Origin of the sequence: Collimonas sp., assembly GCF_035566375.1 — a bacterium.
Taxonomy (GTDB): Bacteria; Pseudomonadota; Gammaproteobacteria; order Burkholderiales; family Burkholderiaceae_D; genus Collimonas.
On sequence record NZ_DATMRK010000074.1, the window covers coordinates 170,983 to 196,165 of the forward strand.

The window sequence follows — 25,183 nt, forward strand, 5'->3', positions numbered from 1 at the left end:
CATGCGTTATCTGAGCATTGCCCTGACATCGGTATTCGTGTCAAACCTGGCGCTGGCACAAAATGCCGCGCCGCCCGTCGCTACCCCGAAACCGGGGCAGATCCTGGTCAGCGGCACCGTGCCTGACGAGGCCAGCAAGCAGAGTGCGTTGAGCAAGCTGCAGGAGTTATATGGCGCCGACCGCGTAGTCGACCAGATCGCGGTCGGTGCGGTCGTGGCGCCGGCCAACTGGAACGGCTACGTGCAGAAGCTGATCAATCCTGGCCTGAAGCAGGTCAGCCGCGGCCAGCTGAAGATCGACGGCAATACAGTCAGCATCAACGGTGAAGTCAGCAACGAAGCACAGCGTCAGCAGATCGCCAGCGAAATCGCCGGCAACCTGAATCCGACTTATACCGTCAAGAATGGTCTGCGGGTTTCCGCCTCCGAGCAGAATATCCTGGACCAGACCCTGGCCAACCGCACCATCGAATTCGAAAGCGGACAAGCCACGCTGACGCCGTCCGGTATGCGGATCCTTGATGAAATGTCAGCCGCGCTGCTGAAGTTGAAAGACAAGAAAGTCGAGGTCATCGGCCATACCGACAACCAGGGTTTGCGGGTGCGTAACGTTTCGCTGAGTAAAGCGCGCGCCGATGCAGTGAAGGATTACCTGGCGCAGAAAGGCATCAATCCGGATGCGATCGTAACTTCCGGCCAGGGGCCGGACCGGCCGATCACGACCAACGATACCGCCGACGGCCGCTCACGCAACCGTCGTATCGAGTTCCGGGTATCGCAATAGACGGTTCAGTTTTCGTCGTTTTGCTGGCCTGCCCCCTGCAGTCCCAGTAATTCCTCTACATGTGCCAGTGACGATGGATCCTTGATCACCGTGCGCAGCCAGTGGTGCAGCGGCAGGTCGCCCCAGTCGGCGGCTTTTTCCGCCAGGTAGGCGACCGGACTGTGCGGTTCGGTGCGCCGGAAAAAATCCGCCACATGGCGTAACTGCATCAAGGCCTGGGTACGGTTCTGTATCGGGCCGTTCAGCACGGTCTGGGTTGCTTCCACCTTGCTTGCCTCCTGCTGCACCTTGGGTGCGGTTTGCGGGTCGCTGGCGGTTTTCGCCGCAGCGCCGGCGCCGGTATTGATCCCCGCTTCCTGGGCGAAACGGGTAATGACCGAGATCACATTTTCCAGCGCGTCTTTAGTCGCCGAAAAGGCCGGTCCATCCTGACCTACCCGGAAATCGATCGATTTTTCCAGTTGCAACAGCGCTTGCTGGCACAAACGGGCATCCGCCAGCAATGCTTCATAAAATTTCGGCGACGATTTGCGCCTTGCCGATTCGATGTCCGCCAGTTTTACGCCATCGCCAGCAGCGCCGTCGCCTCTTTCCTCATTGGCCGCACGGATTCTGGCCGACTCAAAATCGACTGTGGAAAAGGCCGTGCCGCGGCCTTCAGTGATGGGGATCTCACGTATCAGTTGCACCGAGCGCGACAATAGCCAGCTCAGATTACCGACCCGCAGCTCTTGGTCGCCATCGTCAGGCACCGGGTGCAGGCCTTCCCAATACTTGTCGCTCAAGCCGGCCAGCAGCTGATAGCCGTCGGCCAAGCCGCTGAAATAACGGATTTTGGCATTGGCTTCCGCCAGCCAGACTGCCAGGCGCAGGTCCTTGCTTTGGGTTTCGATCAGCCGTGCGCAATTGTCGACGACGAAACCCCAATCCGCTTCTTTGAGTTCGGTGACCCATTCGCCTTGGTCCAGCGACGGATCATCAAAACGACGGGCGTGCGCAATTGCGTCAAGGTCGTTGGAAAAAGACAGGTCGCCGCCGCATGGCGCGGAATCGCTGACAGGATTGAGTAATTGATCGACAGAAAACATAAATAGCAAACCCAAATAAAAATGATAAGTGACTCGAGCCAGGAAGTGGCGCCGCTCTTGCAAGGCATTCATCGCAAGCCTGTTGCCGCCACGGTCAGGAATTTATCGCAGAAATAAATAAAATATTGCCCACGCAACACTTCAAAACCACATGAAATATAGGACAATTAACAAAATTTCCTTCGCGCAATCATACCCTAGCAATGCAAAAAAGGAACCCGGATTGCTGCGCTAAGCTGGCGCAATTCCAGTGTCGAAACGGCAAAGGAGATGTTTCCGTAGTAACATGTGTCCCGCGTGCAACCCTGTAAACGGGGCTTTGCAGAGCATGCCGGATTTTATTCATGGGTAGCGTGACTTGCCCAGCCAGCTCCTTAGCATGATCCTAATGACCTGGCTGCTCGGCATGATTGCCATATCTACAATACGTGAGGCGTGTCCGCCCAGGTTCTAACATTTTAGGAAAGTGAGTTCACCATGAAGTTTTGGAAAGCCAAGTTGGCCTGCAGTGTCGCTTTGACATGTCTGATGATCCCTTACGCTGCGTCAGCAGCCCCCGCGGCAGCACCTGCTGTTGCAGATACGACACAAAAAAGCTCGGCCGACCAGGAGGTCCAGGTGCTCAAGGATGTAGCGCAAGCGCGTCCGACAGAAAAAACGCCATGGGTGCGCATGACCCAGATCAAGTACGAGGCAGGCAACTATCGCGATGCAGTGGCCTATGCGTTGCAGGTATTGCAGCGTGATCCGGCAGACAAGTATGCCAAGGGCGTCGTGGCTCTAGGCGGCCTCAGGTTGTCGATCAAAGCCCTGAATGACTTGGGTACCCAGGGCGATCTGAATGGCAGCGTGCTCGCAGATGCACAAACCCAGACAAAAATGCTGCGCGAAAGCCTGGGTGAAACCGTGGTTGACCCAGCCGCAGCAGCCGAAGCCAAGCCAAAAGTAATTCATCCGTTAAAGAAAAAGGCCGTACGCGCGGCCAAAGCTGTTGCGTCGGATGCAGGCGGCGACGGCAAGCCGTTCGGAGCCCTGCAATAAGACCCGGAAAGTTGTCGCCCAACTGATTCCCACACATGTTTTTGCGCGGTCGAGATCTGCATCCGGCCGCGCCATCGCCGCCATCATTCACTGGTAGCGCTAGCACAGTAAATTATTAAGACTTGCCGTTGCACCCCTCCCAAATACCGATATAATTTCATTCCGGCAATATTTCTGCCTAGCAATCGTTCAATGCGTTGTTGTCAGACGCATTGAAGCCAACGCCAAATTCATGCGGGATCGTGGCTTGAGCAGTTGCTCCAGGCAAAGCCATTCCTTTTGTAAAACGGAGAATGACAATGTATCCAAACGCCTCTGCATTGTTGGCCCGGGTGAGCCGTTTCAATCAGGACCGACGCCTGGTCCGGATCAAGACACCGCTGGATGACGACCTGCTGCTGGTGCACAGGCTGCACGGCAGCGAAGCCCTGTCCAAGCCTTTCGACCTGACGCTGGAACTGTTTTCCCCCTACGATCAACTGGAACTCAAGCAACTGGTTGGCCAGCCGCTTCTGCTGACCATGCAGACCAAGTCCGGCGAACGCCATTTCCATGGTTTCGTGCGCGAATTTGCGCGCACCGGCAGCGACAGCGACAGCGGCATGGCCACCTACCAGGCGCAGCTGGCACCCTGGTTTTCCTTCCTCGATTACGCCAGCAACTGCCGCGTATTCCAGGACCTGTCGGTGCTCGACATCGCCCAGGAAGTGTTCCACAAATACGGCCAGCTGGCCGACTATCGCTTCGACCTGATCGCCAGCCGTTATCCGAAATTATCTTATTGCGTGCAATACAACGAATCCGATTTCAGCTTCGTCTCGCGGCTGCTGGAGGATGCCGGCATCTACTATAGTTTCGAGCATAGCGAGAGCGGCCATAAGCTGGTGCTGGCCGACGATTCCACCCAATCCCTGCCGCTGGAAGATGATGCGACGGTGCGCTTCCAGCCGAACCAGGAATTGCAGGCCAGCGACGTGCTGGACGACTGGCGGCCGCGGCGCAGGATCGGCGCCACCGTGCACAGCATTAAGAGCTTCGATTTCAAGCAGCCACGCAATCCGCTGGCGGCGGAGCAGAAAACCGACGTCCCGCGCGGCAACCTGCCGCAGTTCGAACGCTACGCCTACGACGGTTCCGCCAGCTACGGCAATAGCGCAATCGGCGAACAGCTGAGCGCGGTGCGCGCCGAGGAAGCGGGCTGGCAGACCAAGCTGTTCGAAGGTTCAGGCACTTATCGCCAACTGGTCGCTGGCCGCTATTTCGATCTGCAAGGCCATTTCGAGCATGAGAGCGACGACGCCACCGAGCATCGTTTCATCGCCTTGCAGATCACGCATGACGCACGGAATAATTTCGCCAGCGATTTCAGCACCGCCCAGGATTGCATCTACCGTGTCGAAGTCACCGCCTTGCGCCGCAAGATTCCTTTCCGCCCGTCGCGCGATACAGTCAGGCCACGGATGCCGGGGCCGCAGACCGCTACTGTGGTGGGGCCGAAAGGCGAGGAGATCTGGCACGATAAATACGGTCGCGTCAAATTGCAATTCCACTGGGACCGGCTGGGCCAGTTCAACGACCAGAGCTCCTGCTGGGTGCGGGTTGCCAGCCCTTGGGCCGGGGCCGGTATGGGCGGGGTATCGGCGCCGCGCATCGGCCAGGAAGTGGTGGTCGATTTCCTCGATGGCAATCCGGACCGGCCCATTATTACCGGACGGGTCTACAACGCCGACAACATGCCGCCGTTCGGCCAGGAAGTCAGCGGCATGCGTTCGAAAACCGTGCGCGGCGGCGGCTTCAATGAAGTCACCATGCACGATACGGCCGGCGGCGAACTGCTCAACATGCACGCCCAGAAGGATATGGCGGTGACGGTGCTGAACGACCACAACAGCACTGTCAAGAACAACAAGGCGACCACGGTCGCGGTCAATCACAGCCTGAATGTCGGCGCCAACCAGGATATCTCGGTGGGCGGCAACCGCGGTGCGACGGTGACCGGCACCGATACTCGCACAGTGACCGGCGCCTCGACCGCCACGGTGACCGGTGCGGTGACGCAAACCTATCATGCCGGCCAGACGCGAACGATCACCGCGGCAGGCTATACCGAAAACATCACCGGCAATCACAGCGGCACGCTGATCGGCAACTATAGCGGTAATACCAACGGTGACTGGAAACACGATATCAGCGGCACGCTCACGCACACCGTCACCGGCGCCGTCAGCCAGACCATGCATACCGGGCGCGAAGTGACCGTGACCGGCGCCGACAAGCGCACGGTTAACGGCCCGGTGGAAGACGGCAACACAGGCGCACGCTTGCTGTCGGTGACCGGCAACATGCAGCACGAGGTATCCGGCAGCCACACGGTGTATTCCGGTGCCGACATGACAGTCGCTTCCGGCAGCAAGGTCGATCTCGTCGTCGGTGGCGCCGGCATCAGCATCGACGCCGGCGAAATCACCATTACTGCGGGCGGCTCGATCATCAAGATCAATGGCGGCGGCGTCTCGATCAACGGTAGCAAGATCAACCTGAACAGCTAAGACCTTATTGAAAGGACGCGAACATGGCGAAGAATCCTGTAGAAAAGCGCGTCGACACCCTGCGCGACCTGTGGCTGGAACACACCGAGGACCCGCAAGTGCGGCTGCTGGTGTGGCGCATCCCCGACAATGCCGATCGCATGCTGCAAGCCTTCTTCGAGATGCAGCAGCATCCTGGCGACTGGACCACGCCGGACCTGTTCCTGCGCTTCGATGCACCGTTTGATACCGGCTTTGGCTATAGTCGGGCACTGCGCCAGACCCTGGCCGCCAGCTATATCGATAGCAAGGACAGCCTGCGCGAGCAAGGAGTAACGGCTGACTGGCCGTTCGTCCAGCTAGCGCCTCACGCTTCAGCCTCCGGGGTAATGGCGATGCTGGCTTCGTTCGCGCAGCATCACCAAGCGCAGCTGGCGCATTTGCGTTATGTGAACGCGGTGCTGACGCCTAACGGCGTGGTCAGCCAGGACGCATGGGAAGCCTGGCTGGACGCCGCGCTGCGCAGTCCCGGCCTGGCGTCCGCTAGCGCCAGTGTGCGCCTGACTTTGGTCGATACCCTGTCCGACCGGCGCTGGCAGGCGCTGGCGCAGCGCCACGGCGCTCGCGTGAGCGTGGTTGAAGCTCCCATCGACATGTTCGACATCGCCCGCGAAACCGTGGCGCAGGCCGGCGGTTCAGGTCCGACGGTCGCCTATCGCCAGCTGCTCACCGATGTCATCACTCTGGTCGAAAAAGGCAGCGCCGCGCAAACCGCCGCGCGCGCCGAAAAAGCCATGCAGATCGCACAACGCGAAAAATGGCCGGACCAGCAGGTAGTGCTACAGATGGCGGTGGCCGGCGCCTACGTAAAAGAAAAGAACTATGTCGACGCCATCAAGCGCTATCGCGATGCCCGTGAATGCGCCACCCAGGCGGAACAGAACAAACATCCGATGGCTGCCGACCTGATCATGCAAACCTGGTTTGGCGAAGCCGGCGTATGGCTGGTTGCGAAGCAACCTGAAAAAGCGGCGCAAGCCTACCTCAGCGCTGCGGAACAGGCGCAGCGCGTGCCCAACGCGATGTTTGAAATCGAAGGTTTCCGCATGGCCGGCTACTGCTATGCGCAAGCCCGGCAAGAAAAGCTGGCGCGCGATCACGGCGCCCTGGCCTTGCGCGCTGCAAAAGCGGTCGATCCAGCAGAGCGGTCGCTCACCACCATGGCGCTAGCCCTACAGGATTTGCTGCGGCTGCAAGACCCCGGGCGCACAGGAAAGCTGGAGCGCAGCGCGGCCGATTACCAGGCTGCCGTCGCCGCAGCGCATTTGCAAGCCGAACAGCAGGCCGACAAGCTTGGCGAACAACCCTCACCGGCCGACCTGGAAAAAATCGAAACCGCCATGCACGCGCGTTTCGAAAGCAGTTTTCAACGTCAGCGCCAGGAACGCGAGCACCTGATCGCCGGCGGCGACGAATTCTTCCGCCAAGTGGTGGCGCTGGCGCGCGAGCTGCTCAGCCCGCTGTGGAATGGCCTGCCTGAAGTCAAGCATCCGTTGGACAAGGATGTCCCCGAATGGAGCGAGCCGCCGCAATTCACCAAGCTGCCAGATCCGTCCGGCTTGATCGACGCCAAGCCAGCGGTCAATTCGAGCGCGGCGGCAGAGCCGATGAACGCTCCAGCGACGATCTGAGGAGAAAGCTTCCGTGACCAACGCCGCCAAGCATTTCGATCCGCAGATCGGGATCGACATCCATATGTACGAACTGGTGCCGGGAACGCCGCCGGTACCCCTGCCGACTGCCCACATCTCCATGGTGCTCGATCCGTTCGACTACCTGCCTTTCATCGGCGCCACGGTGCAGGTAGCCGGCGTCAAGCGCGCCACGGCGGGAACCGGCGGCTTATCAGTGCACATTCCGCTGGCGCTATGGGTGCCGTTCCTGCGCGCCCCCGGCGGACCGCAGTTCGACGATGAACTGTTCATGGGCAGCAAGACCGTGCTAGCCGATGATTCGCCATTTTCGCGCCTCGGCATGCCGGTGCTCGATTGCAGCGTGGTCGGCATGGTGCCGCCGTTCCGGCTGAAGAAGCCGGAAAAGCCGCATATGTCGATGACCTTGCCGACTTCGGTCAACCTGGCGATACCTGATAGCGTATTTGTTGGCGGGCCGCCGACGATTTCGTTGATGGGGATTGCTTCCAAGCTGGGTTTCGCAGCGCTGGGAAAAGGGTTCAAGGCTTTGCGCCGAACCAAAGGCTTCCAGCGTGCTGAAGAAGCCTTCAAGAAGGCGCGTCAGAAGCTGTTCAAGAATATGGAACCGGGATTTCTCAAGTGCAAGGTGCTGCGCGCGGAACCGGTCGATATCCGAGACGGTAGCGTGGCAGTCTCGCACCAGGACTTTTCCATACCGGGGCGCGTGCCGCTGACCTGGAGTCGTGACTATTCCTCGAACAACACCCATGAAGGCATGTGCGGATATGGATGGCATACTCCCGCAGACTTTCGATTGGAAATCGAGCCGGGTGGCGTGGTCTTGTTTTTCGAGGCAAACGGCGTTGCTGTATTTCCGCATTTACCTGAGGCTGTCGGTGCGGACCATGCGATGACCGAGTTGGTCGACGGCGCGCGACTGAACTGGGTAAGAAATGACGACACAGATGAGCTGCAGGTCGTCACCAAGGACGATCTGCGGTACGTTTTCCGCAAGCCAGCGCCCAATGTCGCACCGTTGCATCAAACCTTGCATCTGCGGATCGAAAAAATCGAAGATCTATGCGGCAACCACTGGCGCTTCGAACGAGTCGAAGGCCATTTGACACGGATCATAGAGAGCGGAGTTAACGGCCTGCCGGGCCGTTTTATCGAAGTCCACGAATCCGCAGGGAAAATTCATAAACTGAGTCTGCATGATCCTGCTACCAGTATCAATCATCCGCTGGTAGCTTACAAATATCAGAATCAGGACCTGGTCGGGGCCTTTGATGCTCTGGATGCCGCTCGCACGTTCGACTACGATTGCCATCACATGGTGCGCCATGCCGATCGCCTAGGCTTGTCCTTCTACTATACATACGATGATCAGTGGCGCGCGATTCGCGCTTGGGGAGATCACGGTCTGCACGACTATCGATTTGCCTACAATGAGCTGCTGCGAGAAACCGAAGTGACCAATTCGTTCGGGCATACCTCGCTGATCAAATTCAATGAGAATGATTTGCCGTTGTGTGAAATTGATCCACTAGGAGGCGTCACGATTTTTGAATATGACGAGGTAGGGCGTACCACTGCATTGATTGATCCCGCCGGACAGCGCACAGAATTTGCATATGATGACCGCGGCAATTTGAGGAAGCTGGTGCAACCGGACGGCAGTATCATGACCGCAGTTTTTGATGAAGCCAATCATGTCATCGAGATTGTTGATCCGCTCGGCCAGCGGTGGCGGCAGAACTGGGATGAACGTGGTTTGCTGCTGGAACAGACCACACCGATGGGCGCTTGTTCGCGATTTGAGTATGACGCATTGGGGCATTTGCTTGCCCATGTCAATCCACGTGGGGCAACCACTGCATTGTCTTTCGATCGTTATGGACATTTGTTGCGCATGACTGATGCGCTTGGTCACCACAGTCATTTCGAACACGATGCATTGGGATATCTGAGGCGGCGCACCGATCCTGTCGGCGATGTCATTGAGTACTGCTACGATGCTAAAGGACGATTGCTTCAGGTAACGCAAGCGGCTGGCGGTGCAAAGTACGAATACGATGCAGAAGATCACCTGATTGGTTATACCGATGAAAACGGGACACAGACCAAGCTTGCGTATTTTGGTACAGGACAACTCGCTAAACGTCTGCAAGCCGATGGTTATTGCGTCGAATTTCTATATGACACTGAAGAGCGGCTGATTGGCGTGGTTAATCAACGTCAGGAGACATATCAGATCAAATTCGATGCGCTGGGGCGAATTGTCGAGGAAATCGATTACTGGGGACAGTCATGTACCTATCGTTACGATGCAGCCGGCCGGCTATTGGAAAGCTGCGATCCGTTGGGACGAATAATCGGCTACGACACTGACCGACACGGCCGTATTACCAGGAAGACTCTGCCTGATCACGATCATCCCGGCAGGCAATTGCATGAGACATTCCGCTATGACAAGCGTGGAGCGTTGGTCGAGTTGCGCAGCCAGAGTCGCCATATCTTGCGCAAATTTGACGCTGATGGTCGCCTCAGTGAAGAGGTGCAGGATGGGTTCCGTATTGAAAATGCCTATGACGAGGTCGGCAATCGTCTGTTGCGCCGCACCAGCGCCGGCAACATAGTAATTTCCACTTTCGATTTGCGCAACCAAATGGCCAGCGTGACGATTAATGGTGAACCCGCGATGGTGATCGAACGCGATGCACTGGGCCGGATTGTGACGGAACAGTTGAGTAGCAACGTTCGCCGCGATTTGCAATATGATCCTGCAGGCTATCTTACCGCCCAGACCGTTCTGAGTGATCAGCGATCATTGTTTGAAACCCGCTATGAGTATGATTGCGTAGGTAACCAGACACGTCGCAGCGATAGCGAACAGGGGATTGATCTTTATCAGTATGACCTGATGGGGAATTTATTGAGGCATACAGATCCTACCGGGTGCTTGACGGCGATTTTGAATGATTCGGCCGGCGATCGCCTGCGAATGCGTATACGTCAATCGGAATTGAAGCAGGCAGCGGGCGGCGAAGGATTGGCTGAAACGTCGTGGCTCCGTGAAGGCAGCTATGACGGTATTCACTATATATTCGATCGTGCCGGCAATCTGATCCGAAAACAGCAAGCCTCTTCAGGAAATACGCAATCTCCTGTAACTGCGGCAGTCGATCAAACGCAGACAAAACTGAGTTGGGATGCGAACCAGCGGCTGATTGAAAGCTGTAACGATGGGCAGGTTACGCGATACGGCTACGATCCTCTGGGGCGTCGCGTATTCAAACATAGTCCGACGCATATTACCTGGTTTTTTTGGGATGGCGATGCGTTGTTGGGAGAGGTGACGCAACCGATTGACAGCAAAAACTCCGATGATGTTTGGTTGGCCGCCAATGTTGCGGATTTGATGACAGCACGAAGGCGGCTTAATGCATTTAAGGCATTGCATTCTCAAACGCGAGAATTTGTTTATTATCCTGACACTTTTGTGCCGTTGGTATTAATTGACAAACAGGTCAAGTCCGCAAAGAAAACAGACAGCATCACGAAAAAAGAAGCAGATTTTTATCCCGCCCAACAAGTACAGGCGAAACCAACTGCCATCCCTGTCAATGCACTTTTTGACAAGATACCGAAAGCGTCGCTGACCGGCAACCTAAGTGGACTCGGGGGACTTGGTAGTCTGACGTTAGGAAAAGAAAGCAAACCCGTTTCATCGGACCATGACGGAAACTGGCAAGCAAGGCTCGCCGGCGTAGGCCCGTCTATTGGATTGGGCGCCGGAATGTTGTTAGGTGTCCGTCCCGATGAATCACCATCTCCGCTTTCCCAACAGACTATTGCGTCGGAGACAGTTGTCGGGAATCGACCGGGAATGAGTACAACCCGACAGCAGCAATTTGATGAGGAAAAAAGTAGCGGCATATTTCATTATCACAATGACCCAAATGGCTGCCCGATCAGACTAACTGATAGCAGCGGGCAAGTGGTTTGGTCAGCCAGTCATGCCGCATCGGGCCGTGCGCAACAAATACTTATCCAGACCGTTGATAATCCGATACGGCTCCAGGGACAATATTACGATGCAGAGACAGGACTTCATTACAATCGAAACCGCTATTACGATACGCACATTGGTAGCTTTGTCAGCCAAGACCCGATAGGGTTATCGGGTGGGGTCAACCCATATCAATATGCACCAAATCCTATTGGCTGGATTGATCCGCTAGGATTATTTTCGAACGCCACCTATGTTTATAGTGCTGATGGAAAACGGATAGAAAGTGCGACTGCAACGATTACACCAGCTGATATTAAGAAAGGTAGCAACACAAACGACACTTCCCGCAAATGGGCAAGAAGTCTCGGCTGTTCTCATGATGATGCTGGCCACGTAGTTGGAAATCAGTTAGGCGGGCGTGGCGGGAAGAAGTATGTCTTTCCGCAAGCGCTTGGCGTAAATAGGGGGGCGTTTGCGCAATGGGAGAGTGGTATCGCTGAACAGGTGAAAGCCGGGAATGTGAACGCGCACATTAGTGTTAAATTGAACTATAAGGACGCCGTCTCGACACGACCGCATGAAATAGTTTATTCCTATACGATTAACGGTCAGACAAAATCAAAGACCTTCATGAATCCCGCTTGTTGTCCGTAACAGGAAAGAAAATGCCAAAAAATATAGAACCGAGTCAAACATCAAGAGAGGTAGCTCAGCATTTTTTCGACGAGATGGCTGAGTGGGAGCGTTGGAGCAGTGCTGCTGACAGGTTGAATGATTCGGTTAATCAACAGCGCCTGACCAAGGTAAAAGAAATCTTTAAAAAATATCTGTCAAAGCAGGCTCTGGCTAGACATCAATCCAGATATGATTTTCTGGATTTCGGTGAACCGCCCGAATTTCAGCTGGAAATTCTTCGAATAGAGGAAGATACGCCGGATAAGCATTGGGTATATGTGCCGGCCGGTTTAATCGGCGGGGAAGGACGATATTATCTAGTGCTGGAAAATGGGGAATGGCGAATCAAATACAAAGAAATCGATATTGCAAAAAAGGGGAAGTGGAAAAAGTGGCTAGATTTATGAATCTGGCATTCAAAGAATTACGACACAATAAGAACATTTGCGTGACTATTGCAATCAGGTGATTTCAGACCGGTTTGGACATTAGCCAGCATACGATGTCGTTGAAACCGGTCCCACATATATGTTGTTGCGACTATCCGGTGACCTGGATAACGTGCAAAGCAGGCAACTCCTTGCAACGCAAGTGATAGCTCTTATCCCCCACCTTCAGCGTGATGTGCAGATTATTATCCACCCCGCGCTGGTCCCCTATTCCACCTTCATGCGGCGCTGCCGACGGCAGCCAGGGCCGCCCCTGCATCAGTTGCAACAAGCGGCGCGCCTGTGAGCGCGCTGCCGCGGAAGCCGTATCCAGCAGGTCGACGATATCCGCCGGCGTCAGCTTGACGTAGTTGCGCACGTCGGTGGCCTTGTCCTGGTACTGATGCTTGCGGCTGTATTTCTCGTCGAAGCGCTTCGAATAGCATTGCTTCAGAATTTGCTGTTTGACTGCTGCATCCATGATTTCTCCTGGTTCTATTTAATCGCGTACTTGAACTGCCCCTGCTTGTTGGCAGTGACCTTGATCTTGGCGATGCTGCCGCCTTCGGCCATCTTGCCCAGCACGGTTTCGGCGATTTCCGGCAACAGCGTGCCATTGAGGATATTGTCGACGTTGCGGGCGCCGGAATCGACTTCGGTGCAGCGCGCCAGCACCGCCTCCACCAGCGGCTCGTCGTAACTGAACTCGGCCTTGTGGTTGATGGCGATGCGCTTCTGGATGCGTCCCAGCTTGAGGTTGATGATCTCGACCAGCACGTCGTCCGAAATCGGATAATAAGGAATCACCTTCAAGCGTCCCAGAAAGGCCGGCTTGAACGCCTTCACCAGTTGCGGCCGGATCGCTTGCTCCAGCTCGTCGGTGCTGGGCAACTCTGCCGCCGCCTTGTTCAGGCAGCTTTGCATGATCAGGCTGGAGGCGACATTGCTGGTCAGGATGATGATGGTGTTCTTGAAGTCGATCTCGCGGCCTTCGGCATCGTCCAGCACGCCCTTGTCGAACACCTGGAAAAACAGTTCGAGCACGTCGGGATGCGCTTTCTCCACCTCGTCCAGCAGCACCACGCTGTACGGATTACGGCGCACGGCTTCGGTCAGCACTCCGCCCTCGCCATAGCCGACATAACCCGGCGGCGAGCCCTTCAGGCCTGAGACGCTGTGCGCTTCCTGGTATTCACTCATGTTGATGGTAACCAGCTTGCGTTCGCCGCCGTACAGCACGTCGGCCAGCGCCAGTGCGGTTTCAGTCTTGCCGACGCCGGACGGGCCGACGAACAGGAATACGCCCTTGGGTTTGTTCGGATCGTCCAGGTTGGCGCGTGAAGTACGGACGCGCTGAGCCACCGCTTCGATCGCATGCGACTGGCCGAGCACGCGTTCGTGCAGCAGCGAGCCGAGGTTGATCACGGTCTTGATTTCATCCTTGACCATCTTGCCGAGCGGGATGCCGGTCCAGCTGGCGACGATTTCGGCCACCACCAGGCCGTCGACCTGCACCGGCACCATCGGCGTTTCACCTTGCAGCTGTTTCAGTTCTTCAATCAGCTTCGCCAGTTCCTGGTTTTCCTTGCTGTCTTTGACGGCCTTCCTGGAAGATTTTGCTGCGTCCTCGGCGGGTGTCTGCTCCGCAACCGGCGTCGCTTCCAGTTCGGTGCGCGCGGCCTTGATGCGGTCGGTCAGGGCTTTTTCCTTTTCCCAGCGTTCGCGGTGGGTCGCCAGCTCTGCATTCAATGTGGTTTGCAGTTCGCGCAATTCCTTGAGGCGCTCAGCGTGTTTGCCGCCGGCGTTCGATTCGCGTTCCAGCGAGTTCAGTTCCGCCACCAGGCGATCCAGTTTTTTGACGATATTTTCGATCAGGGCCGGAGTCGCATTCTGGCCCAGCGCGACTTTGGCGCAAGCCGTGTCGAGCACGCTGATGGCCTTGTCCGGCAGCTGGCGGCCGCTGATGTAACGATGCGAGAGGCGCACCGCTTCAGTGATCGCTTCGTCGAAGACGCGCACGCCGAAATGCTTTTCCATCAGCGGCGCCATGCCGCGCAGCATGGCACAGGCCAATTCTTCGCTCGGCTCTTCGACTTTCACTACCTGGAAACGACGCGCCAGGGCAGCGTCTTTCTCAAAGTATTTCTTGTATTCGCTCCAGGTGGTGGCGGCGATGGTGCGCAGCTCACCGCGCGCCAGCGCCGGCTTCAGCAGGTTGGCGGCGTCGTTCTGGCCGGCCTGGCCACCGGCGCCGATCATGGTATGGGCTTCGTCGATGAACAGGATGATGGCGTGCGAGCTTTTCTTGACCTCGTCGATGACGCTCTTCAAGCGATTTTCAAACTCGCCCTTGACGCTGGCGCCCGCTTGCAGCAAACCCATGTCGAGGGTATGCAGCTCCACTCCCTGCAACACGTCGGGCACGTCTTTTTGCGCAATCCGCAGCGCCAGGCCTTCCACCACCGCGGTTTTTCCGACACCAGCCTCACCGGTCAGGATCGGGTTGTTTTGACGGCGCCGCATCAGGATGTCGATGGTCTGGCGGATCTCGGTATCGCGGCCGATCACCGGATCGACCTTGCCTTCGCGCGCACGCTGAGTCAGGTTGGTGGTGAATTTGTCCAGCGCCGGCGTTTTCGAGGCTTCGCCTTTGGCAGTCAAGTCCTGCACCGGATCGCCGCCTTCATCTTCTGCCGTAGCGTTGCCATCCACGGCGACGCTTTCCTGCGAGCCTTCGGTCAGCTTTTCCAGGTCGTGCTTGAGATCGTCCAGCTTGAACTTGATGAACAACTTGGAGCCGCGATACGCCAATTGCACCAGGTCCGGTTCGGTCAGCAGCGCCAGCAGCAAATGGCCGCTGCGGATACGTCCCGACTGGTTGTCGAGCGAAGCAATCAGCCAGGCATGTTCAAACAGCTTGGGCAGATGCGGGGAAAATACCGGAGTGCGCGCGTTGCCGTTCTTGAAGCGGTCGATTTCATGCTGCAGATCGCCTTCCAACGTAGCGATACTGATGCCGGATTTACGCGCAATCACTGCAAAATCGCTCTTGGGCTGTTCCAGCAGCGCCAGGAACAGATGTTCGATATCCACTTCATATTGGCCGCGACTGACGCAAATGTTTGCGGCACGTTCTGCCGCCAGGCGCGAAGTGTCGTTCAGTTTGCTGATTAAGGTTTTGAGATTAATGCTCATTGAAGCCTTCCCATCCATGCATTGTCAAAGTGAGTGAATTTCGTAACAAACGTCGGTGCGGTCGATTTCTGCAGGCTTGCTGGTGACAAAAGTATCCCACCCCAGGCGCCCGCCTTCACGCGCGGAATCCAGGGTGACGCTTTGCACCTGGTCAGCACGCAAGATCAGCTGTATTTCATACTCCAGGAAGACGCTGGTAAACATCGCCAGTATTTTCTCCAGCCCGACGGCAGCCGTGCCGCCCGGTAAAAAGCTTTCAAACTTCTTTTTGGTCAAGGGGCCGATTTTCAGGCGCATGCGCAAATCGCGCTGCCATACCCGCTGGCCCACCATCGCCACGCTGCCCAAGGTGGCATTGGTCGACCCCAATACCGTTTGCTGGTCGGGCGGCACGTCATACCAATGACCGACAAACTGCTCGATCGCGATCGGCACCGAAAAATAGTCGCGCAGAACCCGCTGCATATACGCAGCGGATGGCGGCCGGTGCCTGATGGCTGCAGCGAAATGGCCGATCGATTCGTCCAGCAGGCCCTCTCCCTCTTCCGACATGCGCTCGCGCAAGGTACGGTGGCCTAAACCGGCGAGCGACATCAGCAGCGGCAGGAAACTGTCCTTGCCGTCGATCTGGTACTTGAACTCCAGCCGGTACTTGCGCCAGGCCTTGAAAAACAGCGCCACGCTGCGATTCGAGAAAACATCCAGGAAAGCGCGCGGCCCGTAGTCCTTTTCAAACAGCTGGTGCGCAGCAATGCGCTCCGAGTAATGGCTAGGCAAGCTGCCGTTACCACCTAAGAAACCGATGAACGCCGGCGTCAGCGCAATGCTATCGAGCTGATTGGTCTGCAATGCTTCCAGCAAGGCTTCCACCGATTGCTCGGTCAGCTTGGGCGTTACTTCCAGCGCCTCGATCTCGCTCGGCGGAAAGCCCAGCGACACCGTGTTCTGGAAGCGCAGGAAATCACTGACCGCTTCCTCATGCGGAACGCCGTTACGTTTCAACCACAGCTCCAACATCATCACAGCCTGGAAAAACTGGAACCGATGCGGCTTGTCCAGCAGGCGCTGGATTACACTAGGTTCGAATCTCCGCTGCGCGGTAAGCATCGCAGTATCTCCTCACCTGTTCGTTTGGAAGCTATGACCAATTGCGTGAAGCTGTTGGCATGCACATACAAGCCGAGGAAGCGATCCAGGATATTTGCAAACACATGGATACCGCTGCCGACAAAACCTTCCTCGTCCAGGGTTACCTTGATCTCGATGCCGCGCACCAGCGATGCAAACGGATTGCCGGGCAGCCAGGCAGTGGCAGCCTTATGATCGATGCCGACCACGCTGCCGATCTGGCGCTGGGAGATCGCCGAACGCGGCAAGTCATATAAGCTCAGGGTTTCTTGCAAAGCCTCAAGCCCGCCCTTGGCCAGCGACAGATGGTTCAAGGCAAGATGCGAAATCAGACGCCAATGCGCGCCGCGGCCGCGCTCGAAGCGGCAAGGCTCGGACGGCTTTCTCAAGAAACTGGTGGAGTTGACCAGAGAACCGCCTTCCATGTACAGGTCGCCGCCAGCCAGGCCGTAGGCCAGCGAGGCTGGCAAGTTGCGATTGCAGCAAGTCAATTCGATACTCAGCGTATCGGTTTCTATAGTGGCCGGATCAAAGTCGATATCGACAATTGAAATTTCGGTTTCATAGCCGGGACTGCGGGCCGCCACCAGTTCGTCGCGCCGCATGGCCCAGTAGTGTCCGGATTTGTCCGCGCTTTCACCGTGACGCAACGAATAAAACGGACGGAATTCGGTGATCGATTCGCCTTCCGGGGTTTGCCGCACCAACTGCACCGAATCGATCGAATGCACTTCATAGGCATAGGCGCGTCGTGAATCGCAGACCACCGGATAATAGGCGCTGGTGTGGGTCAGCCGGATCGGGTCGCCGTGTTGCTTGAACAGATTGATGACCGGGCTGCAGCCCAGCAGCAGGTTATTAGTCGACAAGGTGCCTAGCATGCGGGCGGTATTGGAATCGGCGCGCAGGCCGGAGAGCACCAGATGCAAGGTGAATTTCTTGCAACCCGGCGCTAATAGTTTGGCGATCTCGGCGACATCGACATCGAAGAAATTGAATTTCTCGGGATAGGAGAAATATTCGGTCAGCAGGCGATAGGCCGGATGCGAACGCGCCGGGAAATCAATCAGCGATTCGTCTTCCTCAAAGCCAACCGGCGTCACCGGGATTTTGTTTACCGCATGCCAACGGCCGCTGTTGCCGGCTTCGACATAGGCGCGCACCGTCCGCATGAACAGCGTATCGCGCAACGCTGCGCAAAACGACGGCTCGCCGTCGATAAATACGCGCAGTGTCTTGACCCCAAGTTCAGCAAAGCCGGCCTGCTCGGCAGTCGTTTCAAAAGTGATGCCAATACGCGAACTGGCGGTGGGCGGCAGCAGCACCGCGTCCGGCGGTTCGATGATCGGGTCGAACACGGCGTGCGACAGCAACAAAGGCGCCACCACCACGTCATACGTGGTTTTGAATTTGCAGGCCACGCCCTTGACCGGCCGCGTCGTCAGTTCGGTGCCGCGCGGGACCTGCATCGCTGTGGTCAATTGCTCTGCGGCGACGCTGTAGTCCATACGGGCAATCGAACAGGACGGGAATGGCCGCAGGTAATGCGGATAAAGCACCTCGAACAGGGCTTCGGTAAATTCCGGGTAATCGTCGTCCAGCCGCTTCGAGGTGCGGGCGTTGATCAGCGCGAACGACTGGATCATGCGCTCGATATGCGGGTCTTCGGAGACTTCGCCGGACATCAGCAGACGTCCGGCAATCTTTGGATAGCGCTCCGAAAATTCGCGCGAATAGCGTCTTAAAAAACCGAGCTCTCGCTCATAATAGGGAAGTAATTCGTCCACGTTAACTGTCCACCCGCATCGCGCGGCGTGCTCTGCTGATTGAATATTGCAAGGTAGATGGCTGCAGCACGGCGTCGAAGCTCACGGCCTCTTTGGCCGGCGGCACAACCAGCAGGGCCGCGATCGCAAAATTCAAGCGGTTGATTGATCCTTCGCGCAACTCGAGCGAAGCCCGGACCTCTCTCAGGCGCGGCTCGTGGCGCGCGATACCTTGTTCCAGGCATCGGCAGATATAAGCACGGTCATCCACGCTGGCCAGGCTCATGCCGGAAAAGTCGTTCAAGCCGTAGGTCAATATCGACTTGCTGCATTCGGGGAAATTCTTGAGTATTTCTTCAGGAATCACGGTGCGCGTATTCAGCATGGCCTCAAGATCGCGGGCAACCGCGTCTTTCAAGGCATCCATCGATAACCGCACTACCAGATCGGATTGCGCAGGCGCACTGTCGCCGCCCATCAGTCTGTCAAACAATCCCGGCGTGAAACCTTTCATCGCATACCATTCGCAAGAAAAAAAGAACCGCGGCATCGGAATGCCACGGCTCTCATTACTGGTACAAAAAAATTACACGACCTTGTTGGTCGACAGATCCCAGCCGCCGGATGTATTGCCGCCGGAGCCGCCACCGATTTTTTGCTGTGTGTACTTCCATTTGACTTTGGAATACTTCAGGCTAACGCTCTCGCTCAACACTTCGCCTTCCTGGACAGATGGCGTGACATCCGAAATCAGCAGGTTCGACAGCTCGATTTCGAAGTACTTGATGCGGTCGCCCTTGCCGTCAGCGCGCAGGAACTCAAATTTTGCGCTATCGATCGTCTTGCCCGAGGAACAGTTTTGCAACAGCAAAGGTGTAGCCAGATCAGCGATCTTGGTAATCACGATGTCCTTGTGCTCGCAGCGTTCAGCAGTGTGGCCACCGCCGGTCGATGCCGTAGCCGACTTTGGCTGCAACACTTCCCACTGCACCGATTTGCATTCGATCCAGTCTTTGTGCGCGCTGTCTGTCGATTCGCCCTTGATGCCATTAATTTGCAGATATACGTCTATTGCCATGGTGATTCCCCTTATTCAATTAAGTTAAGACTTGGTTGACGCTGGTAATTCCGCAACCAAGCGGAGTGAAACTGAAAGTTCGTCAAGCTGGAAGTGCGGGCGCAAGAAAGACACTGCACGGTACACGCCCGGACGTCCCGGTACTTCAGATACCTGCACTGAGGCTTCACGCAACGGAAATTGCGCCTTTTGCTCTTGGCTGGCATTGTCATCAAGCAGCACATACTGGGTCAGCCAACGGTTGAGAAAATCTTCCACGTTGCCTGCCGAAGCAAAGCTGCCGATCTTGTCGCGCATCATCGATTTCATGTAATGCGCAATACGCGATACGGCGAAAATGTATTGCAGCTGAGCCGACAGCACGGAGTTCGCATTGGCCGAATCGGTATTGTATTTCTTGGCTTTCTGGGTCGATTGAGCACCAAAGAAGGCTGCGTAGTCGGTATTTTTGCAATGCACCAGCGAGATGAAACCGAGATCGCTCAGTTCTTTTTCACGACGATCGGTAATGGCTATCTCAGTCGGGCACTTGAGCGCAACTTCGCCTTCGTCGGTTTTAAAGGTATGGGTCGGCAAATCTTCCACCAAACCGCCGCCTTCGACGCCGCGGATCGCTGCGCACCAGCCGAAATCTTCAAACGCCTTGGTCAGCTTGGTGCCGAATGCATACGCAGCGTTGCACCACAGATACTTGGAGTGATCGGTGCCATCGACATCTTCCACGAAGTTGAAACCGTCGACGGTCTGGCCATCCCTAGGATTGAACGGCAGCCGGCCCAAAAAGCGCGGCAGCGTCAATCCGACATAACGGGAATCCTCCGACTCGCGGAAAGACTTCCATTTTGCATATTCGACGGTCTCGAATACTTTGGCCAGGTCGCGCGGCCTGCCGAGTTCGCTATAGGTTTCCAGGCCAAACAGTTCAGGCGACGCCGAACTGATGAACGGTGCGTGCGCAGCAGCGGCGATATGCGACATCTGTTCGATGAAATACATGTCTTCCGGTTGCCGGGTAATTTCAAAATCCCCCAGCAAGGCGCCGAATGGAGAACCGCCGAAAGTGCCGAACTCTTCTTCATAGACTTTCTTGAAGACGGCGCTCTGGTCGAAATCCAGGGCGGCCTGGAAGTCCTTGACCAGTTCCCGCTTGGTGGCGTTCAACACCTTGATCTTGATATTCTGGCCGGTAGTCGAGTTGAACACCAGATAATGCAAGCCGGTCCAGCTGCTTTCCAGCTTCTGGAATTCAGGCGCATGGATCACGGCGCTGACTTGCGCTGAAATCAGGCGGTCCAGTTCGGCCACGCGGGCGTCGATGGTAGCCGACAAATTGGCTGAAACCACCACGGTGCCTTGCATGACCTGATTCACGAGTTCGGAAATGATGTCTTTGGCGCGATCATGCTCAGCGCCAGACTTGGCAACCTTGCTCTGCTCTACGATCTGGTCGAGCAAACCGGATTCTTCTGCGGTCGCGCTAGCGGCCAGCGCAGTGTTGTGCTGAAAGGACATTTCAGTCTCCTTGCTTCTTGGTTTGCTTGCTTAACGCCGCGAGCTTTTCTGTGCTGTTGAGCACATCGTTGAGGATATCTTCCAGCTTGTCGTTGCCAGCCAGTTTGTTGCGCAGATCGGCCAGCTTGGTGCGGGCTTCGAGCAACTGCTTGAGCGGCTCGATTTGCTGCACCACCGCTTCCGGACGGAAATCGTCGATGGATTTGAATTTGAGCTCGACCCCGAACTCGCCGCCGGCGTCGCTCAGATGATTCGGCACGCGGAAAGTCGCTTTCGGCTCTATGCCCTTCATCACCTCGTCGAAGTTGTCGTTGTCGATGTTGACGAACTTGCGGTCTTTCAGCTTGGCCTGGGCCACATCGGACTTGCCGCTGAAATCACCCACTACCCCCATCACGAACGGCAGTTCCTTTTGCTCGATTGCGTCACCGATTTCGACGTCGTAAGTCATCTGCACGCGTGGTGGACGCACTTTCTGCAAACGTTTTTGAGTACTCTCTTTTTTGGCCATAAAACCCTCGCTGATGCTTACCGAATAATTACCGAATAATCACGCCCTGATTCCGCCTGGCGGGATCAGGATTCATTTGAGTCACGTTACTGTAGCGATCCGAATGGATTGGCGGCGTCGCCGCTAGGTTCTGGCGTCGCGCCTGGTTTTGCCGCGACAGCGCCCTTTTTGGCGCTGGTTGCTGCAGGGCGGGCTACCACCTTTGGCCGAGCCGGCACCAACACCGTTTCGCCCAGGCTTTCACGCAGGATTTTGGCCAGTCCTTGCGCTTCGCTGCGGACGTTGCCGTTCAAATCGTTCTGCGTGCGCAAGTCGTTCAGGGCCTTGGTCGACAATCTGAGGCCGCCCACCGCAACTATGCTATTGGCAACCTTGTCCTTCGGATCGCGTTGCAAGCCTTCCAGCGCATTGGCAATGGCGTCGCCATAGTTTTCTGTATCGAAGCGGATTTGCGCCAGGCGTATCCACGGTGTCTTGTCTGCAGGAAACGCGCTGGTCGCATCTTTCAACAACTTGACTGCCTTATCGGTTTGCCCGGCCTTTTGTGCGGCGTCTGCTTCAGCCACTATAGAATCCAGCTTGGCTGCCGGGTCTACCGGTGGTGGCGCCTGGGTTGCGCAGGCACTTACCAGGCAGGCCAACGCCGCGCCGTAGATAAACTTATTTTTCCATTGACTCATCGTGCACTCACTTTCTATGTAGCAATTTTTAATATTGCCGAATCTTAACAAAACCTGGCAGATGCAGATATCATATTGCCAATCTACATCAAAAATTGTTAACTTTGGTTACACCAAAGCAACAAGTTTAGTCTAGTCACATACTATGTGTCTAGGCGACAACTACATTGTTATTTTATTTTATGCAATATTAACGAAAAAATACTTTTCGAACGTTATTATCTATTTGGTATTTTTGCAACCTGAATAAAGATTAACCTTGATGCGTCCCCTATCTCTCCTGATTTCGCTGGTCGCAATACTGAATTTGACTGGTTGCGCCGCTGGCGCCGTATCGGCGGTTGGCTCAATCGCCAACTCGGTACTGCAAATGTCCGGCATCACCAAACCAGAAATTCCTGACGCTCAAAAACCGCCGCGAACCATAGCGATCAAGCTGCATGCCGGCAGTAATTTGAATGCGGACAGTTCCGGCACGCCGCTTGCCCTGGTCGCCAGAGTATATAAGTTACGACAAAATGGTGCTTTCCAACAGGCAACTTACGATACATTTACCAATCCGCAGAAAGAAAAAGACGTATTGGGCGCCGATCTTGTCGAAGTGAAGGAAATTACACTAGTGCCCGGACAGCGCTACGAAGTCAGCGAAAAGGTCAGCAGAGAAGCAGGTTTCGTCGGCGTTGTAGCGCTGTTCCGCAAGCCGGCGGCGCAACGCTGGAAAATGACTTTTCCTGCTGAGCAAGCCGAGAAGTCCGGCATTACCGTAGGTGCGAATGCCTGTGCGCTGACGGTCGGCACCGGCATTACCGTGTCGGAAGATGTTGGCGCGAGTAAATTTTTAACCCCAGCCCCATGCGGCTAGCGCGATCTGGCTAACGCCACGCAAACAATTGCGTGCCGGTTTGAATAAATGACATGTGAGTAAATACGTGAATCGAACATCGAAAATTTTATGGGGCGAGGGCCTGTTCTTGCGTCCTCAGCATTTCCAGCAGCAGGACCGGTATCACGAAAACCGCCTGCATGAGACCACCAATGCCTTGCATCCCTATGCCTGGGGCGTCATGACGGTCCAGCTGGATCGCGATGCGCTGGCCAACAATACGCTGCGTCTATCCGAGTTGTCGGTGATCTTCCAGGATGGCGAGATTTACAATGCGCCTGGCGACGACGATCTGCCGGAAGTGGTGGACCTGGGCAGTATTCCGCATGGGCAACAGACTATTACTTACTACGCTGCCCTGCCTTACATGAAAGGCTTCGGCGGCAATTTTTCGCCGTTGGGCCAAACCAGCAACGCCACCCGCTATGCCCAGAACAATTCGGCGACGCCGGACTTGTTCACGCAAGCGGCGGAAGCGGAGCTGACCTACCTGAAGAAATCCGTGCGGCTGGTGTCGGAAGTCGAGCCACGCGACTCCCTGATCAGTTTTCCACTGATCAGACTGCGCCGTATTTCGACCGGCGGCTTCGAGCCGGATCCGGCCTTTGTGGCGCCCAGCCTGACGATTCGTAGCGCTCCTGCCATATATATCCAACTGCGGTGCCTGATGGATGCATTGCAAGCCAAGGTCAACGCCTTGTATGGCCATCACCGCGAGCCAAGCAAGAACGTGATTGAATTTCGCTCAGGCGATATTTCGTCATTCTGGCTGTTGCACACCGCCAGCTCTGCATTTGCATCGCTGACCCATTTTTTTCACAATCCGGCGTTTCATCCTGAACGGCTGTACGAGCAACTGCTTAGCCTGACAGGTGCGCTGATGACGTTTTCCAAGAGCTATGCATTATCGGATTTGCCGGTCTATCAGCACCAGGATCCAGGGCCTTGTTTCGCCAAGCTGGACACCATCATCCGCGAGTTGCTGGATACCGTGATTTCGTCGCGCTACTTTTCGATTGCACTGTCGGAGAACAAGCCTGCGCATCATCACGGCATGCTCGACTCTGGAAAAATCGACGACAAGACCGCGTTTTACCTGGCGGTCAACGCCAGCATGCCAGCCATCGAACTGGTCGACATCGTACCGCTGCGCTTCAAGGTCGGCGCGCCCGATGATGTCGATAAATTCGTGCTGTCGGCGATGCCCGGCGTCAAGCTGTCGCACTCGCCGCAGGTGCCCGCAGCGTTGCCGGTACGGCCGGATACCTATTATTTTGCCTTGGAAAACAAAGGACCTTTATACGAGCGGATGCTTCAGGCACAATCGATTTCAATTTACGTCCCGTCCGGCATTAACGACCTTAAACTTGAACTTCTAGCGGTTACACCATGACCAGATCTTCAGCCCCCTCTCTGCTCGGCGCGATCACCGCCGGCCAACAGCCAGCGTCAGACAGCAGCAGCTCAGCCAATTCATTGCTTGACCTGATGTATGACGGCTTCTATGCTTTATTTTTGTTAAAAAACCGTTGCGCACCAATAGACGAAGCAGGTTTCATTTCAAAAATGCAGCGTTTCTTGACCGACTTTGAACGCGGCGCGAAAAAACTGAATGTGTCCAACGAAGACGTTCATTCGGCGAAATATGCGTTTTGCGCCGCCGTCGACGAAAACATCTTGCATTCGCAATTCAATATCCGTGAAAGTTGGGCGCGCCGGCCCTTGCAGTTAATCCTGTTTGGCGACCAGCTCGCCGGCGAACACTTCTTCACTCGTCTCGAGGATTTACGCGCTAAAGGCGACTTGCACCTGCAGGCGCTAGAGGTTTTCCACATGTGTTTGCTGCTTGGCTTCCAGGGCAAATACATTATCGAAGGCCCGGAAAAGCTCAATTATCTTACCGCTCGTCTGGGCGATGAAATCGCTCGAATGAAAGGTAAAAGTGCTGGCTTCGCGCCACACTGGGAACGGCCAGATCAAGTCAGCCATAAGCTACGCAACGAAGTGCCGTTGTGGGCGCTCTGCTCGGTCTTTGCCTTGATTGGGCTGGGCGGTTACTTTAGCTTGAACACTATGCTGTCACGCGCCACTGCGGCGAGTATCAGTGGTTACAGTGATATCGTTAAATTAGCCCCGCGCGCGGCCAATCTGACCATTACTTTGCCTTGATTCGATTG

19 protein-coding genes are annotated in these 25,183 nt (G+C 55.9%); 9 read left to right on the top strand and 10 right to left on the bottom strand.

Annotated features, from left to right (window positions below; all coding sequences use genetic code 11):
- The first annotated feature begins 1 nt into the window (after position 1).
- Entirely contained in the window at positions 2-784 is a 783-nt protein-coding gene (locus VNZ60_RS22910; RefSeq protein WP_325663329.1) for an OmpA family protein, read from the top strand.
- Between the two features lie 5 nt (positions 785-789).
- Here VNZ60_RS22910 and tssA read toward each other — a convergent pair whose 3' ends face one another.
- Positions 790-1,872, bottom strand: coding sequence for a type VI secretion system protein TssA (gene tssA, locus VNZ60_RS22915; protein ID WP_325663331.1), 1,083 nt, complete (start codon positions 1,870-1,872; stop codon positions 790-792).
- A 477-nt stretch (positions 1,873-2,349) separates the two neighbouring features.
- On the opposite strand from tssA, the gene VNZ60_RS22920 reads away from it, so the two are divergent.
- The 5 genes from VNZ60_RS22920 to VNZ60_RS22940 all read left to right on the top strand — a co-directional run bounded on the left by VNZ60_RS22920 (position 2,350) and on the right by VNZ60_RS22940 (position 12,232).
- Positions 2,350-2,913, top strand: coding sequence for a hypothetical protein (locus VNZ60_RS22920; RefSeq protein ID WP_325392046.1), 564 nt, complete (start codon positions 2,350-2,352; stop codon positions 2,911-2,913).
- 299 nt (positions 2,914-3,212) lie between these two features.
- The gene (locus VNZ60_RS22925) at positions 3,213-5,462 is read left to right on the top strand and encodes a type VI secretion system Vgr family protein (RefSeq protein WP_325663333.1); all 2,250 of its coding nucleotides are present in this window, start codon (positions 3,213-3,215) and stop codon (positions 5,460-5,462) included.
- Between the two features lie 23 nt (positions 5,463-5,485).
- Positions 5,486-7,132, top strand: a complete 1,647-nt coding sequence (locus VNZ60_RS22930) for a hypothetical protein (protein WP_325663335.1) — start codon at positions 5,486-5,488, stop codon at positions 7,130-7,132.
- A gap of 13 nt (positions 7,133-7,145) precedes the next feature.
- Complete coding sequence (locus tag VNZ60_RS22935) at positions 7,146-11,804, top strand: RHS repeat-associated core domain-containing protein (RefSeq protein ID WP_325663337.1); 4,659 nt, start codon at positions 7,146-7,148, stop codon at positions 11,802-11,804.
- 11 nt (positions 11,805-11,815) lie between these two features.
- On the top strand, positions 11,816-12,232 hold the full coding sequence (locus tag VNZ60_RS22940) for an NTF2 fold immunity protein (RefSeq protein WP_325663339.1): 417 nt from the start codon (positions 11,816-11,818) through the stop codon (positions 12,230-12,232).
- Positions 12,233-12,365: 133 nt separating this feature from the next.
- Here the strand turns inward: VNZ60_RS22940 and VNZ60_RS22945 are convergent, their stop codons facing one another.
- The 9 genes from VNZ60_RS22945 to VNZ60_RS22985 form a co-directional block, all read right to left on the bottom strand.
- On the bottom strand, positions 12,366-12,734 hold the full coding sequence (locus VNZ60_RS22945; protein WP_325663341.1) for a hypothetical protein: 369 nt from the start codon (positions 12,732-12,734) through the stop codon (positions 12,366-12,368).
- Between the two features lie 14 nt (positions 12,735-12,748).
- Positions 12,749-15,448, bottom strand: a complete 2,700-nt coding sequence (tssH, locus tag VNZ60_RS22950; protein ID WP_325663342.1) for a type VI secretion system ATPase TssH — start codon at positions 15,446-15,448, stop codon at positions 12,749-12,751.
- Between the two features lie 24 nt (positions 15,449-15,472).
- Positions 15,473-16,555, bottom strand: coding sequence for a type VI secretion system baseplate subunit TssG (gene tssG / locus VNZ60_RS22955; RefSeq protein WP_325663344.1), 1,083 nt, complete (start codon positions 16,553-16,555; stop codon positions 15,473-15,475).
- Positions 16,519-18,363, bottom strand: a complete 1,845-nt coding sequence (tssF, locus tag VNZ60_RS22960) for a type VI secretion system baseplate subunit TssF (protein ID WP_325663346.1) — start codon at positions 18,361-18,363, stop codon at positions 16,519-16,521. Before tssF ends, tssG begins: the two co-directional genes overlap by 37 nt.
- A gap of 1 nt (position 18,364) precedes the next feature.
- Positions 18,365-18,856 (bottom strand): type VI secretion system baseplate subunit TssE, encoded by a 492-nt coding sequence (gene tssE / locus VNZ60_RS22965; protein ID WP_325663382.1) that lies wholly within the window; start codon positions 18,854-18,856, stop codon positions 18,365-18,367.
- Positions 18,857-18,928: 72 nt separating this feature from the next.
- Positions 18,929-19,420: an Hcp family type VI secretion system effector gene (locus VNZ60_RS22970; protein WP_211463036.1), complete on the bottom strand. Its 492-nt coding sequence runs from the start codon at positions 19,418-19,420 to the stop codon at positions 18,929-18,931.
- A 24-nt stretch (positions 19,421-19,444) separates the two neighbouring features.
- Complete coding sequence (tssC, locus tag VNZ60_RS22975; protein WP_325663349.1) at positions 19,445-20,932, bottom strand: type VI secretion system contractile sheath large subunit; 1,488 nt, start codon at positions 20,930-20,932, stop codon at positions 19,445-19,447.
- Between the two features lies 1 nt (position 20,933).
- Positions 20,934-21,443: a type VI secretion system contractile sheath small subunit gene (tssB, locus tag VNZ60_RS22980; RefSeq protein ID WP_325663351.1), complete on the bottom strand. Its 510-nt coding sequence runs from the start codon at positions 21,441-21,443 to the stop codon at positions 20,934-20,936.
- An 86-nt stretch (positions 21,444-21,529) separates the two neighbouring features.
- Positions 21,530-22,123: a tetratricopeptide repeat protein gene (locus VNZ60_RS22985; RefSeq protein ID WP_325663353.1), complete on the bottom strand. Its 594-nt coding sequence runs from the start codon at positions 22,121-22,123 to the stop codon at positions 21,530-21,532.
- A gap of 262 nt (positions 22,124-22,385) precedes the next feature.
- Here VNZ60_RS22985 and tssJ point away from each other — a divergent pair, with 262 nt between their 5' ends.
- From tssJ to icmH, 3 genes are all read left to right on the top strand, one after another.
- Positions 22,386-22,985, top strand: a complete 600-nt coding sequence (gene tssJ / locus VNZ60_RS22990) for a type VI secretion system lipoprotein TssJ (RefSeq protein ID WP_325663355.1) — start codon at positions 22,386-22,388, stop codon at positions 22,983-22,985.
- Positions 22,986-23,052: 67 nt separating this feature from the next.
- On the top strand, positions 23,053-24,399 hold the full coding sequence (gene tssK / locus VNZ60_RS22995) for a type VI secretion system baseplate subunit TssK (RefSeq protein WP_325663356.1): 1,347 nt from the start codon (positions 23,053-23,055) through the stop codon (positions 24,397-24,399).
- The gene (icmH, locus tag VNZ60_RS23000; protein WP_325663357.1) at positions 24,396-25,175 is read left to right on the top strand and encodes a type IVB secretion system protein IcmH/DotU; all 780 of its coding nucleotides are present in this window, start codon (positions 24,396-24,398) and stop codon (positions 25,173-25,175) included. The genes tssK and icmH overlap by 4 nt, the downstream gene beginning before the upstream one ends.
- Positions 25,176-25,183: the final 8 nt, after the last annotated feature.